At 69.0% G+C, this 12,886-nt stretch carries 13 protein-coding genes; 10 read left to right on the top strand and 3 right to left on the bottom strand.

Annotated features, from left to right (window positions below):
• The 3 genes from HLA95_RS06525 to HLA95_RS06515 all read left to right on the top strand — a co-directional run.
• The coding region (locus HLA95_RS06525; protein ID WP_222182809.1) for a hypothetical protein at window positions 1-291 on the top strand (291 nt) is incomplete at its 5' end.
• Window positions 292-551: 260 nt separating this feature from the next.
• Window positions 552-2,396 carry a dihydroxy-acid dehydratase gene (gene ilvD, locus HLA95_RS06520; RefSeq protein ID WP_191061666.1) on the top strand — a complete coding sequence of 615 codons (1,845 nt, stop codon included), beginning with the start codon at window positions 552-554 and terminating at the stop codon, window positions 2,394-2,396.
• A gap of 66 nt (window positions 2,397-2,462) precedes the next feature.
• Complete coding sequence (locus HLA95_RS06515) at window positions 2,463-2,714, top strand: peptidase (RefSeq protein WP_191061665.1); 252 nt, start codon at window positions 2,463-2,465, stop codon at window positions 2,712-2,714.
• Between the two features lie 128 nt (window positions 2,715-2,842).
• Here HLA95_RS06515 and HLA95_RS06510 read toward each other — a convergent pair whose 3' ends face one another.
• Window positions 2,843-4,660 carry a heavy metal translocating P-type ATPase gene (locus HLA95_RS06510; RefSeq protein ID WP_222182807.1) on the bottom strand — a complete coding sequence of 606 codons (1,818 nt, stop codon included), beginning with the start codon at window positions 4,658-4,660 and terminating at the stop codon, window positions 2,843-2,845.
• Window positions 4,661-4,741: 81 nt separating this feature from the next.
• Window positions 4,742-5,029 carry a DUF3140 domain-containing protein gene (locus tag HLA95_RS06505; RefSeq protein ID WP_191058712.1) on the bottom strand — a complete coding sequence of 96 codons (288 nt, stop codon included), beginning with the start codon at window positions 5,027-5,029 and terminating at the stop codon, window positions 4,742-4,744.
• Window positions 5,030-5,175: 146 nt separating this feature from the next.
• On the opposite strand from HLA95_RS06505, the gene HLA95_RS06500 reads away from it, so the two are divergent.
• Both HLA95_RS06500 and HLA95_RS06495 read left to right on the top strand, forming a co-directional pair.
• Entirely contained in the window at window positions 5,176-5,397 is a 222-nt protein-coding gene (locus HLA95_RS06500) for a hypervirulence associated TUDOR domain-containing protein (RefSeq protein ID WP_191058711.1), read from the top strand.
• Between the two features lie 314 nt (window positions 5,398-5,711).
• The gene (locus HLA95_RS06495; RefSeq protein ID WP_222182805.1) at window positions 5,712-6,974 is read left to right on the top strand and encodes an OprO/OprP family phosphate-selective porin; all 1,263 of its coding nucleotides are present in this window, start codon (window positions 5,712-5,714) and stop codon (window positions 6,972-6,974) included.
• A 7-nt stretch (window positions 6,975-6,981) separates the two neighbouring features.
• On the opposite strand, the gene mntR is transcribed toward HLA95_RS06495, so the two are convergent.
• Complete coding sequence (gene mntR, locus HLA95_RS06490; RefSeq protein ID WP_223861423.1) at window positions 6,982-7,443, bottom strand: manganese-binding transcriptional regulator MntR; 462 nt, start codon at window positions 7,441-7,443, stop codon at window positions 6,982-6,984.
• A 166-nt stretch (window positions 7,444-7,609) separates the two neighbouring features.
• On the opposite strand from mntR, the gene HLA95_RS06485 reads away from it, so the two are divergent.
• Genes HLA95_RS06485 through HLA95_RS06465 form a run of 5 tightly spaced genes read left to right on the top strand, consistent with a single transcriptional unit; the run spans window position 7,610 to window position 12,815 of the window.
• Window positions 7,610-8,515: a metal ABC transporter substrate-binding protein gene (locus HLA95_RS06485; protein WP_191058708.1), complete on the top strand. Its 906-nt coding sequence runs from the start codon at window positions 7,610-7,612 to the stop codon at window positions 8,513-8,515.
• The gene (locus HLA95_RS06480; RefSeq protein ID WP_191058707.1) at window positions 8,515-9,408 is read left to right on the top strand and encodes a manganese/iron ABC transporter ATP-binding protein; all 894 of its coding nucleotides are present in this window, start codon (window positions 8,515-8,517) and stop codon (window positions 9,406-9,408) included. Before HLA95_RS06485 ends, HLA95_RS06480 begins: the two co-directional genes overlap by 1 nt.
• A complete protein-coding gene (locus HLA95_RS06475; RefSeq protein WP_191058706.1) occupies window positions 9,405-10,262 on the top strand; it encodes a metal ABC transporter permease in 858 nt (285 codons plus the stop codon). The genes HLA95_RS06480 and HLA95_RS06475 overlap by 4 nt, the downstream gene beginning before the upstream one ends.
• The gene (locus HLA95_RS06470; RefSeq protein ID WP_191058705.1) at window positions 10,259-11,134 is read left to right on the top strand and encodes a metal ABC transporter permease; all 876 of its coding nucleotides are present in this window, start codon (window positions 10,259-10,261) and stop codon (window positions 11,132-11,134) included. Before HLA95_RS06475 ends, HLA95_RS06470 begins: the two co-directional genes overlap by 4 nt.
• Before the next feature lie 49 nt (window positions 11,135-11,183).
• On the top strand, window positions 11,184-12,815 hold the full coding sequence (locus HLA95_RS06465; protein ID WP_191058704.1) for an alpha-amylase family protein: 1,632 nt from the start codon (window positions 11,184-11,186) through the stop codon (window positions 12,813-12,815).
• Window positions 12,816-12,886 lie beyond the last annotated feature (71 nt).

Raw genomic sequence — 12,886 nt, 5'->3', positions numbered from 1 at the left:
AAGGCCAACATCGCCGAGGCCCGCAAGTACGGCAAGCCGGTGATCCCGTTCGTCTGGCCGCAGTACCACGATACCATGCTGGGCAAGGGTACCGAGTACCTGCCGACCAAGTTCTGGGAGCTGCAGCTCAACACCATCTATGAGCTGAGCGACGGCATCGCCATCTGGGGCTCGGTCAAGAAGGGCGGTGGCTGGGACGCCTGGGACGCCAAGAAGGACTGGTGGGGCTTCACTAAGAACTATGCCGGCCAGTACGGCAGCGTCGCCTATACCAGTGCCTGCAAGGCCTGAGGCGTCCCATCCGGACGGCGCGCCAGTTCCCCCGCATGGCGCGCCCGACGGGGACCGTCCGCTGCCCGGCACGGATTGGAGTGATTTCAATCGAGCGTGAAATCCTCTAGGACCGGTCACGGTTTGCGTCGGATGGCGGCCGCGGCGTGCCCAACAGGCACGCCGCGCTGCCGTTCGATGCCGCGCAAGAGCCGCCCCCTGAACTCCGGCCAGGACCGGGGGAACAGGATACCGGTCGAGCAGGGCAACAGGACGTTTTCATGCCAACCTATCGTTCCCGCACCACCACCCATGGCCGCAACATGGCCGGCGCCCGTGGCCTCTGGCGTGCCACCGGCATGAAGGACGGCGATTTCGGCAAGCCGATCATCGCGGTCGCCAACTCCTTCACCCAGTTCGTACCGGGCCATGTCCACCTGAAGGATCTGGGCCAGCTCGTGGCGCGCGAGATCGAGGCGGCGGGCGGCGTGGCCAAGGAGTTCAACACCATCGCGGTCGATGACGGCATCGCGATGGGCCATGACGGCATGCTCTATTCGCTGCCGTCCCGCGAGCTGATCGCCGATTCGATCGAGTACATGGTCAACGCGCACTGCGCGGACGCCATGGTCTGCATCTCGAACTGCGACAAGATCACGCCCGGCATGCTGATGGCGGCGCTGCGCCTGAACATCCCGGTCGTGTTCGTCTCGGGCGGGCCGATGGAGGCCGGCAAGGTCGTGCTGCGGGGCAAGAACGTGGCGCTCGACCTGGTCGACGCCATGGTGGCGGCCGCCGACGAGAAGGTCTCCGAGGAGGAGATCAAGGTGATCGAGCGCTCCGCCTGCCCGACCTGCGGCTCGTGCTCGGGCATGTTCACCGCCAACTCGATGAACTGCCTGACCGAGGCGCTGGGCCTCTCCTTGCCGGGCAACGGCTCGACGCTCGCCACCCATGCCGATCGCAAGCGCCTGTTCGTCGAGGCCGGCCACCTGATCGTCGAGCTGGCGCGGCGCTATTACGAGAAGGACGAGGCGGGCCTCCTGCCGCGCGCGATCGCCAGCCGCAAGGCGTTCGAGAACGCCATGACCCTCGACATCGCCATGGGCGGCTCGACCAACACGGTGCTGCACCTGCTGGCGGCCGCGCACGAGGCCGAGCTCGACTTCACCATGGCCGACATCGACCGGCTGTCGCGGCGCGTGCCGGTGCTGTGCAAGGTCGCGCCGTCCAAGTCCGACGTCCACATGGAGGACGTGCACCGGGCGGGCGGCATCATGGCGATCCTGGGCGAGCTCGACCGGGCGGGGCTGCTCGACACCTCGGTCGGCACCGTCCATGCGCCGAGCCTCGCTGCCGCGCTCGAGCGCTGGGACGTCCAGCGCACCAGCGACGCCACCGTCCACGACTTCTATCGTGCAGCGCCGGGCGGCGTGCCCACCCAGACCGCATTCAGCCAGGACCGCCGCTACACCTCCATCGACCTGGACCGCGAGAACGGCGTGATCCGCTCGGCCGAGCATGCCTTTGCCAAGGATGGCGGTCTCGCCGTGCTCTACGGCAACCTCGCCGAGGACGGCGCCATCGTGAAGACCACGGGCGTGGACGAGTCGATCCTGGTGTTCTCCGGCCCGGCCGTGATCTTCGAGAGCCAGGATGCGGCGGTGAGCGGCATCCTGGGCGGCAAGGTCAAGCCGGGCGACGTGGTGCTGATCCGCTACGAGGGTCCACGCGGCGGCCCCGGCATGCAGGAGATGCTCTACCCGACCAGCTACCTGAAGTCGAAGGGCCTGGGCAAAGCCTGCGCGCTGGTCACGGACGGGCGCTTCTCCGGCGGCTCGTCCGGCCTGTCGATCGGCCATGTCTCGCCGGAAGCCGCCGAGGGCGGGCTGATCGGCCTGGTCGAGGACGGCGACCGGATCGAGATCGACATCCCGAACCGCAAGCTGCATCTGGCGGTCGACGATGCCGAGATCTCGCGGCGCCGTGCCGCCATGGCCGCCCGCGAGGGTAGTGCCTGGAAGCCGGCCGAGGCACGCCCGCGCAAGGTCAGCACTGCCCTTCGTGCCTACGCGGCCATGGCCACCAGTGCCGCCAAGGGTGCCGTGCGGCACGTGCCGGACTGATCGGTCTTTGGATGGCGCGGCCTGCTTTGGCTGCGCCATCCACCCCTTCCCTGCCGGAGCCGACCCATGCGCGCGCTCGCCGTCCTGCTCGCTCTCCTGACGCTGGAGGCCTGCCAGTCCTCGGCCGATGACCAGACCGCGCGCGTGGGTGCGGATGCCGACGCGCATGGCTGCCGCCCGTCGGCCGGCTATCGCTGGTGCGCCCGCACCGCCCAGTGTGAGCGGCCATGGGAACTGGCGGAGGCGGAAGCATTCGAGGCGAGCGAGGCCGCCTTCACGCAGTTCTGCGCGCAGGATCGTTCTCGAATAACTTATTGATAATAAAAGATAAAGTTGGCTTCTTGGGTTCGTTTGTGCAGATTCGCATCTGCTGACCGGAAGCTGGCCTCCTGGCTGCCGGACGGCCCGGCCGACCAGCATAGCATATCCCGGGCAAGAGTTCCCACTCACAGCCGCAGCGCCCGGAGCGCGTTCAGGATCACGGCGACGTCGATCGCCTCCTGGAACAATGCACCCGCCACCGGCGGCAGATAGCCCAGCGCCGCGACCAGCATCCCGGCAACCGACAGGCCCAGGCCGGCGACCACGCTCTGCAGGGCAATCCGCGCAGTGCCATGGGCCACCTCGACCGCGTCCGCCAGCCGGTCCAGCCGGTCGACCAGCACGACGATGTCGGCGGATTCGGCCGAGGCGGCGCCGCCGCGCGCACCCATCGCCACCCCGACATCGGCGGCCGCAAGCGCCGGGGCGTCGTTCACTCCGTCGCCCACCATCAGGACCGGCCCGGCCCGGCGTTCCTCCAGCACCAGCGCCACCTTGTCGGCGGGCGACAGCTCGGCCCGCACCTCGTCCAGCGGGAGGCCGGCGGCGACCGCGCGGGCGACATCCGCCCGGTCGCCGGTGACGAGCAGGATCCGGGTGAAGCCGACCTTGCGAAGGCGGGCCAGCAGGCCGGCGGCGTCGGGGTGAAGCGGATCCTGCAGGCGCAGCAGCCCGGCATGGCGGCCATCGATCCCGACCTGGATCAGCGCATCGCCGTCGTCCGGGCGCGGGGGCATGCCGGTGATCCGGGCACGCACGAAACGGTCGCCGCCCAGCACCACGTCATGCCCGCCGACCCGCCCGGCCAGGCCGGCGCCGATCTCCTCGATGACCGCCTCCGGTTCGGAGAGCGTCAGTCCGCGTGCCCGGGCTGCCTCGAGCAGGGTGGCGGCCAGCACGTGGGTGGAGGCCTGGTCGAGCGAGGCCGCGAGGCGCAGGATCTCGTCGGGGTCGAAGCCCGGTGCGGCCTCGGTCGCGGCGAGCTCGGCCCGGCCCAGGGTCAGGGTGCCGGTCTTGTCCAGGATCGCGATGCGCGCCCGCCCCAGCGCCTCCAGCGCCTCGCCGCCCTTGACCAGCACGCCCAGCCGGGCGGCGCGGGAAATGCCGGAGATGATCGCGACCGGGACGGCCAGGATCAGCGGACCGGGCGTCGCCACCACCAGCACGGCAAGTGCCCGGACCGGGTCGCCGCTCCACCGCCAGGCGACCAGCGCCAGCGCCACGGTCAGCGCCGAAAAGCCCATGGCCCAGCGGTCGGCCAGGCGCGCCGCCGGGGCGCGCGCCCGGTGCGCGGCCTCCACCAGCCGCACCACCCCGGCATAGGCGCTGGCACTGGCCGGGCGGAGCACCAGCAGGTCGAAGGGCGGGCCCATCGAGACGGTGCCGCTCAGCACCTCACTGCCCCCATCCATCTGCCGGGGAAGCGGCTCGCCGGTAAGTGCCGAGGTATCGATGGTGGCGCTGCCGTGCTGGACGCGGCCGTCCACCGGCAGCACCTCGCCCTGCCGGACCAGGATGCGGTCGCCGGGGAGGAGCATGTCGATGTCGACCTCGGTCAGCCCGGCCGGGCCATGGCGCATGGCGGTGCGCGCCACCCGACCCAGCAGGGCGGTGAGGTCGCGCCGGGCGCGCCGCTCGGCCACCTGCTCCAGGAGCTGGCCGCCGGCATGCATCAGAGCCACGACATTGCCGGCCAGGGTCTCGCCGAGCAGCAGGGCCGAGCCCATGGCCAGCGCTGCGACCACGTCCAGGCCGACCTCGCCCCGCCGCAGCGTGACCGCGATCTGCCAGAGCAGGGCCAGCAGCACCGGCAGGGTGCCGGCGGTCCAGGCGAGCGGCGCCAGCTCGGCCCGGCCGGCCAGCCAGGCTGCGCCCCCGCCCAGCAGGCCCGCCAGTGCCACCAGCACCAGGCCGCTATCGACCAGACCCGCCGGGAACCGCATTCCCGCCGCCCTTTCCCATGCACGAGGCGGAAAGGGATCAGGCTACTCCCTGGAATGATTCCAATCCAGAGCGGCGGACGGTCAGGCTTTCAGCGGATCGTGACTCCAGTTCATCAGGGAGTAGCGCCAGCGCGAATGGGCGGCATCCTCCTTGGGCCCACCCTGGGCTAGGTGGCGATGGACGTAGCCCCTCACCTTGCGCATGTGCGCGTAGTCGTCCTCGGTCAGCTCGCTCTTCTTCTTGCGCCGGATCTCGACGATCCGGCGGCCGGACTGGTGGCCGACCGCCTCGGTCTCGCCCTCGTAGGTCCAGCCCACCTGCCGGCTTTCCTCGGTGGCGAGGAACGTCTCGAGCTCGGCCGGCGTCATGTTCACTGCTTGGTCGAGCGCCTGCCAGATCGCGCTGTGGTCGTCGCTGTCCTGGCTCAAGGCCGTTCTCCGCTTGCCCGCTGCGGAACGGGTGCGGGCACCGTACGTTCCCGAGGGTGGCGGCGGGACGGCAAGGGAGCAGGCGGATGGCGACGGCGAAGGATCTGCACCAGGGCGACCGAGTGAGCTGGGAGTCGTCGGGCGGCCACAGCACCGGCGAGGTCGTCCGCAAGCAGACCAGCCCGACGCGGATCAAGGGTCACCAGGTGGCGGCGTCGAAGGACCATCCTGAGTTCATCGTCGAGAGCGACAAGTCAGGCAAGCGGGCGGCGCATCGGCCGGAAGCGCTGAAGAAGCTGGATGGCTGAGCGGGGGCTGATGCGGATCGGCAGGTTGGGACCTGTTACCGCCAGATGCCCGCGATCCGTCATTGGACCGGCGGTGCGGACGTTCTCCCTCCGGTCATCCCCCGGCTGGACCGGAGGATCAACCGCCGCACGCCGGCACCTGTGCAAGGAGCACCGCAGCGGTGCCAGCACAGTTGGTCATCCTCCTGCAGTTGATCCCCCGCCTTCGCGGGGGATGACATGAGGGCGGGGGATGACATGAGGGAGGCAGAGGCAGCAGCCGCGGAGAGTCGGGCAGAGGGAGCACCATGCGTCGGTCGGGGAAGGATCTGCACATGATGACGAGGTTCACCCAGTGGGAGCTGCACCGCCCAGGTAGCGGCCCTCTGACAGCCGGGCTGGTCGGCTGCCTGGTGCTGCTGGGCAGCGGGGCGGCCGGTGCCCAGGAGGCGGACGGGCTGACGGTGGACGGGGAAGGGATCACGCTGCGCTTCCTGGAGGGCCGCGCCGAGCTGAATTTGGGCGGCCGGCTCTATCTGGACCTGGGCGACGGCAGCGTGAGCGACGACGACGCCTACGACATCTTCGACAAGAACGTGGACATTACCCAGGCGCGGCTCGAGCTGTCCGGCAGCTATGACGGCTGGCTCAACGGCGCCTACCAGTATGATTTGGCGGACAACGAGGCGCCGCTGAAGGACGTGGCGCTGGCCGTGGCCTGGCAGCCGGTCGTGGTGACGGTCGGCAACGTCAAGGAGCCGTTCAGCCTGGAGGAGGTCACCAGCGACAACGAGATGGCCTTCATGAGCCGCTCCGTGGCCAATGCCTTCGCGCCCGGGCGGAATGTCGGCCTGGCGATCGCGGCGGCACAGGACGACTGGACCGCGGCTGCGGGCGTCTATGGCGGCAACATCAACGAGAGCTTCGAGGATGGCGGCACCGGCATCACGGCGCGCGTCACCTATGCGCCGGTCCGAACCGAGCGGGACGTGGTGCATCTGGGCGGCTCGATCGGCTATCGCGACCTGGATTCCGGCGAGGCCTCGTTCTCGACCACCCCCGAATCCGACCTGTTCAACGCCTCGCTGGTCGACACCGACACGCTGGACGATGCGCAGTCGCTGACCCGCTTCGGCCTGGAGGCCGCCTGGCAGCGCGGCCCGGTTCGCGTGCAGGGGGAGTACATCTTCACCCAGGTCGAGCGGGACGGCGGCCAGGGCGACCCGGACTTCCAGGGCGGCTACGTGATGGTCGCCTGGGTCATCAACGGGCCTGGCCGGCCCTATAGCACGGACCTGCCCAGCTATGGCGGGGAGCTCGGCCGGTTCGAGGGCGTGGAGCTGGACGAGGCGCAGCGCGTCACCAAGGGCGGCTACGGGGTCTTCGAGCTGGCCGGGCGCCTGAGCGGGATCGACCTGGAGGACAAGGACGTCCAGGGCGGCCGCCAGGGCGACCTGACGCTCGGCCTGAACTGGTACCCGGACGAGAACGTCCGGGTGATGGCCAACTATGTGCGCGCCGAGGCCAGGGATGCGCCCGAGACCGGCGGCGACGAGCATGCCGACATCTTCCAGATGCGGCTGCAGGTCGCCTTCTGAGCCCGTGTCAGGAGCGGTCCAGGAAGCGGCGGAACACCGCCAGCGTCTCCTCGCTTACATGATGCTCGATGCCCTCGGCATCCATCTCGGCCACGTCCGGGCTCACCCCCAGCGCCACCAGGAAGTCGCGCACCAGGAGGTGGCGGGCACGGGCCTGGGCGGCCATCTCGTGGCCGGCCTCGGTCAGGAAGATGGCGCGGTACGGCGCGCTGGTCACGAGCCCGTCGCGGATCAGGCGCTGGATGGTCCGGGCCACGGTCGGGGGAGCGACGCCGAACCGCTCGGCCAGGTCGGCGGCGCGCGCCTCGCCCTGGGTGGCGATCAGCTCCGCGATCATCTCGACATAGTCCTCGGCCATCTCCGACTGATGCGCCCGGCGCACCCGTGCGAACTGCTCGGCATGCCGCCCGATCCGCTCGCGCTCGCGCGCGCCCTGCCCCTGGCCGCTGCCCGTCACTTGCTCATCCAACGCCGCTTCCAACCCCGTTGCCGTCATCGTTGCCCGAGAAAGAGCATGTGACCCGGCAAGTGTCGACCGGTGACGCAATGCTGGCTCGGGCTCATAATGTTACCCCTGGACAAACTTTTCATGCGTGGCCATTTTTCTTGGCGTGGGCCAAGAACGGAGTGGATCGATGGCGTGGTATCGGGACTGGCGGTGGCTGCCCCTGGCGGTGCTGGGGCTGGTGCTGGCGGCCTCCCCGGCGGAGGCGGTCGAGCACCGTCGCCTCAAGGTGGTCACCACTTTCACCGTGATCGCCGACCTGGTGCGCAACGTCGCCGGCGATGCGGCGGTGGTGGAATCGATCACCAAGCCCGGCGCCGAGATCCACAACTACCAGCCGACCCCGCGCGACATCGTCCGGGCGCGTGACGCCGACCTGGTGGTCTGGAACGGCCTCAACCTCGAACTGTGGTTCGAGCGCTTCTTCGAGCGCCTGATGTATGTGCCGGCAGTCGTGGCGTCCGAGGGGATCGAGCCCATGCCGATCGGCGACGGGCCCTATACGGGCAAGCCCAACCCCCATGCCTGGATGTCGCCCACCAATGCGCTGATCTATGTGGAGAACATCAAGAACGCGCTGACCAAGCATGACCCGGGCAATGCCGAGACCTATGCGCGCAATGCGGCGGCCTATGCGGAGTGCATCAAGGCCGTGGATGACACGACCCGCGCTGCCCTGGCGCGCGTGCCGGAAGGGCGGCGCTGGCTGGTCACCAGCGAGGGGGCGTTCAGCTACCTGGCCCGCGACTACGAGCTGAAGGAAGCCTATCTCTGGCCGATCAACGCGGATGCCCAGGGCACGCCGCAGCAGGTCCGCAAGGTCGTGGACCTGGTCCGGGAGCACCAGATCCCGGTGGTGTTCAGCGAGAGCACGGTCTCCGACAAGCCGGCGCGCCAGGTCGCGCAGGAAACCGGTGCCGCCTATGGCGGCGTCCTCTACGTCGACTCGCTGAGCGAGGCGGACGGGCCGGTGCCGACCTATCTGGACCTGCTGCGCGTCACCACCCAGACCATCGTCGCGGGGTTCACCTCCTGATGACCGCGATCCCTGGCATCGAGGCGCCCGCCATCGCCGTCGAGGACGTCACCGTCATCTACCGCAACGGCTTCACGGCACTGCACGATGCCAGCTTCCAGGTGCCGGCGGGCTCGATCTGTGCGCTGATCGGCGTCAACGGCAGCGGCAAGTCGACCCTGTTCAAGGCGATCATGGGCTTCGTGCCGCTGGCCCGCGGCAGCGTCCGCCTGTTCGGCGAGCCGGCCGGGCGGGCGCTCAAGGCCAACACGGTGGCCTATGTCCCTCAGGCCGAGGAGGTCGACTGGAACTTCCCGGTCCTGGTCGAGGATGTCGTCACCATGGGCCGCTACGGCCATATGGGCTTCCTGCGGATCGCGTCGAAGGAGGACCGGCGCAAGGTGGACCTGGCGCTGGAGCGGGTCGGCATGACCGCGTTCCGCCACCGCCAGATCGGCGAATTGTCGGGTGGGCAGAAGAAGCGCGTGTTCCTGGCGCGCGCCCTTGCCCAGGAAGGCCGGGTCATCCTGCTGGACGAGCCGTTCACCGGCGTGGACGTGACCACGGAGGAGGCGATCATCACCCTGTTGCGCGAGCTCGCCGCCGAGGGCCGGGTGATGCTGGTCTCGACCCATAATCTCGGCAGCGTGCCGGAGTTCTGCGACCAAGTCGCGATCCTGCGCCGCACGGTCCTGGCGGCGGGCCCGACCGAGACGACCTTCACCCGGGCCAACCTGGCCGCCGCGTTCGGCGGCCAGCTCCGCCACCTGACGCTGGGTGGTGCAGCACTCCACCAGGACGCGGACCCGCGCAAGGTCACGGTGCTGAGCGACGACGAGCGGCCGGTGGTGCTCTATGGCGCCAACGGCGCCGACCAGCAGCCCTGCCGGGCCGAGGAGGTGGCCGGGCAATGAGCCTGCTCCTGGAGCCGTTCGGCTATGGCTACATGGTCAACGCCATGTGGGTGAGCGCGCTCGTGGGGGCGGTCTGCGCGTTCCTGTCGGCCTATCTAATGCTCAAGGGCTGGTCACTGGTGGGCGATGCGCTCTCCCACGCGATCGTGCCGGGCGTGGCCGGGGCCTACATGCTGGGCCTGCCCTTCTCGCTCGGCGCCTTTTTGTCCGGCGGGCTGGCGGCACTCGCCATGCTGTTCGTGCGCGAGCGCACCCGGCTGAAGGAGGATGCGGTGATCGGGCTGACCTTCACCTCCTTCTTCGGGCTGGGCCTGTTCATGGTCTCGCTGTCGCCGACCTCGGTGGACGTGCAGACCATCGTGCTCGGCAACATCCTGGGCATCGCCCCTGCCGACATCCTCCAGCTCGCCATCATCGGCGGCGGCTCGCTGCTGGTCCTGACGCTGAAATGGCGGGACCTGATGGTGGTGTTCTTCGACGAGAACCATGCCCGCTCGGTGGGCCTCCATCCGGGGCGGCTGAAGCTCCTGTTCTTCACCCTGCTGGCCGCCTCGACCGTGGCGGCCCTGCAGACGGTGGGCGCGTTCCTGGTGATCGCCATGGTGGTGACGCCGGGGGCCACCGCCTATCTGCTGACCGACCGGTTCGGCCGGCTGATCGTGCTGAGCGTGCTGATCGGGGCCGGGACCAGCTTCACGGGCGCCTATCTCAGCTATTTCCTGGACGCGGCGACCGGCGGGATCATCATCGTCCTGCAGACGCTGATCTTCCTCCTGGCCTTCCTGTTCGCACCGAAGCATGGCCGGCTGGCCGCCGGGCGGCAGGCGCGGGCCGGACTGGCGGCCAGGCCATGAGCGAGATCCTCGCCTTCTTCACGGAGCCGTTCGCCTACGACTTCATGCGCCAGGCGATGCTGACCGCCGTGCTGGTGGGGGTCACCAGCGCGCTTCTGTCCTGCTTCCTGGTGCTCAAGGGCTGGTCGCTCATGGGCGATGCGATCAGTCATGCGGTGCTGCCCGGGATCGTGCTCGCCTATATCGTCGGCCTGCCGCTGGGCCTGGGCGCGTTCGCGGCCGGGATGGGCTGTGCGGTGGCGACCGGCTATCTCAAGGAGCACAGCCGGCTGAAGGAGGACACCGTGATGGGCGTGGTGTTCTCCGGCATGTTCGGGCTGGGGCTGGTCCTGTACACCAAGATCGAATCGGACGTGCATCTGGACCACATCCTGTTCGGCGACCTGCTGGGCGTGTACGCGGCCGATCTCTGGCAGGCCGGGGCGATCACGCTCCTGACCGTCCTGGTGGTGGGCCTGAAGGGCCGTGACCTGCTGCTCTTCTGCTTCGACCCGACCCATGCGCGGGCGATCGGCCTGCCGGTCCGGCTGCTGCATTACGGCCTGCTGGCGCTGCTGGCACTCGCGATCGTGGGCGCGCTGAAGGCGGTAGGGCTGATCCTGGCGATCGCACTGCTGATCGCACCGGGGGCGATCGCCTTCCTGCTGACCGACCGGTTCGGCCGGATGCTGCTGATCGCGGCGGCGGTGGCGATGGGTGCGGCGGTCTTGGGCGTGCTGGTGAGCTTCCGCCTGGACAGCGCGCCGGCCCCCACCATCGTCCTGGCGCTCACCGTGCAGTTCATCCTGGCCTTCCTGTTCGCGCCGAAGCGCGGCGTGCTGGCGAGCCGGCGGCAGGCCAAGACCATGGCCGAGCCGCCGACGGCACCCTGAGCAGGGCTCAGCCGTTTCTCCTGGAACGTTCCCCCGCAGGAGAAGCCGGTTGCTCGACCTCTGGTACAAGAACGCCGTCATCTACTGCATCGACGTCGAGACTTTCCAGGACGGCAATGGCGATGGCGTCGGTGACTTCGCGGGCCTGATCGAGCGGCTGGATTACCTGGAAGCGCTAGGGGTCACCTGCATCTGGCTCACCCCCTTCTATCCCACGCCCAACCGTGACAACGGCTATGACGTCACCGATTTTTACGGGGTCGACCCGCGACTGGGCACGCTCGGCGACTTCGTCAACTTCGCCAGGGCCGCCCGGCACCGGGGGATGCGGGTGATCGTCGACCTCGTGGTCAACCACACCTCGATCGACCATCCCTGGTTCCAGGCCGCGCGCAGCGACCCGGATTCGCCCTATCGCGACTGGTATGTCTGGTCGAAGGAGAAGCCGGAGAACGCAGAGGACGGGGTGATATTCCCGGGCGTGCAGGAAAGCACCTGGACCTGGGACGAGCAGGCCGGCGAATATTATTTCCACCGCTTCTACGAGCACCAGGCCGATCTCAACATCGCCAACCCGGCGGTCACCGAAGAGATCCACAAGATCATGGGCTTCTGGCTGGAGCTGGGCGTGGTCGGCTTCCGCCTGGATGCGGTGCCGTTCCTGATCGAGTACACCGGCCTGGACAGCCATCCCGAGGGCGACCCGCACGAATACCTGACGGAGCTCAGGCGCTTTCTGTCCTGGCGCAAGGCCGAGGCCGTGCTGCTGGCCGAGGCCAACATCCCGATGGACATGGCCGACGAGTATTTCGGCAACGACGACCGCATGACGATGGTGTTCCACTTCATGCTGAACCAGTACCTGTTCCTGGGGCTGGCGCGCGGTGACGGCCGGCCGGTCGTGGACATGCTCAAGAACACGCCGGAGATCCCGAAGACCGGGCAGTGGGCGCATTTCCTGCGCAACCATGACGAGCTCGACCTCGGCCGGCTGAGCGATGCCGAGCGGGAGGAAGTGTTCCAGGCGTTCGGGCCGGACCCCGACATGCAGATCTACGAGCGCGGGATCCGCCGCCGGCTAGCGCCGATGCTGGGCGGTGACCCCAGGCGGATCGCCATGGCATTCAGCCTGATGTTCGCCCTGCCCGGCACGCCCGTGCTCTGGTACGGCGACGAGATCGGCATGGGCGACGACCTCAGGCAGTCCGAGCGCCACTCGGTGCGGACGCCGATGCAGTGGAACGGGCAGCGCAATGCCGGCTTCTCGACGGCACCGGCCGACCGGCTGATCCGGCCGGTGATCGCGGATGGCCCGTTCGGCTTTCCCGACCGCAATGTCGAGTTGCAGATCGACCATCCCGACAGCCTGCTCGAACAGGTGCGGCGGATGGTCCGCGAGCGCCGCTCCCACCCCGAGATCGGCTGGGCCGAGTGCGAGATCGTGGACCTGAGCGAGCCCGCGGTGGTGGCGCTGCGCCAGCAGAGCCCGAATGGCAGCATCCTCACCCTGCACAATTTTTCCGACCGTACTGTCGAGGTGCAGCCCGGCCTGCCGGAGGGGCCGGTGCGGGTACGCAGGCTCTTGGCCGATAGCGAGAGCAACCTGGACGGGATGGACCGGGGCACGGTCCGCTTGGCGGCCCATGGCTATGCCTGGATCAAGCTGGAGCCGCGCGACTGAGCCTTGGCGGGTTCGCCCCCCTCGGCCGGACGCTGGAGGCGCATTAAACTGATCCCAATCATCGCATAGCC

Origin of the sequence: Geminicoccus harenae (assembly GCF_019800005.1) — a bacterium.
In the GTDB taxonomy this organism is placed as follows: Bacteria; Pseudomonadota; Alphaproteobacteria; order Geminicoccales; family Geminicoccaceae; genus Geminicoccus; species Geminicoccus harenae.
Note: the sequence above shows the minus strand (reverse complement) of the source record. Positions and strands in the feature narration are given on the sequence as shown.

Excerpts from the sequence above, each read along its gene's own strand:
- HLA95_RS06480 (WP_191058707.1), top strand. The coding sequence starts at position 8,515 with ATGACCGCGATCCCTGGCATCGAGGCGCCCGCCATCGCCGTCGAGGAC.
- HLA95_RS06515 (WP_191061665.1), top strand. The coding sequence starts at position 2,463 with ATGCGCGCGCTCGCCGTCCTGCTCGCTCTCCTGACGCTGGAGGCCTGC.
- HLA95_RS06485 (WP_191058708.1), top strand. The coding sequence starts at position 7,610 with ATGGCGTGGTATCGGGACTGGCGGTGGCTGCCCCTGGCGGTGCTGGGG.
- HLA95_RS06495 (WP_222182805.1), top strand. The coding sequence starts at position 5,712 with ATGATGACGAGGTTCACCCAGTGGGAGCTGCACCGCCCAGGTAGCGGC.
- HLA95_RS06510 (WP_222182807.1), bottom strand. The coding sequence starts at position 4,660 with ATGCGGTTCCCGGCGGGTCTGGTCGATAGCGGCCTGGTGCTGGTGGCA.
- HLA95_RS06475 (WP_191058706.1), top strand. The coding sequence starts at position 9,405 with ATGAGCCTGCTCCTGGAGCCGTTCGGCTATGGCTACATGGTCAACGCC.
- ilvD (WP_191061666.1), top strand. The coding sequence starts at position 552 with ATGCCAACCTATCGTTCCCGCACCACCACCCATGGCCGCAACATGGCC.
- HLA95_RS06500 (WP_191058711.1), top strand. The coding sequence starts at position 5,176 with ATGGCGACGGCGAAGGATCTGCACCAGGGCGACCGAGTGAGCTGGGAG.
- HLA95_RS06470 (WP_191058705.1), top strand. The coding sequence starts at position 10,259 with ATGAGCGAGATCCTCGCCTTCTTCACGGAGCCGTTCGCCTACGACTTC.
- HLA95_RS06505 (WP_191058712.1), bottom strand. The coding sequence starts at position 5,029 with ATGACGCCGGCCGAGCTCGAGACGTTCCTCGCCACCGAGGAAAGCCGG.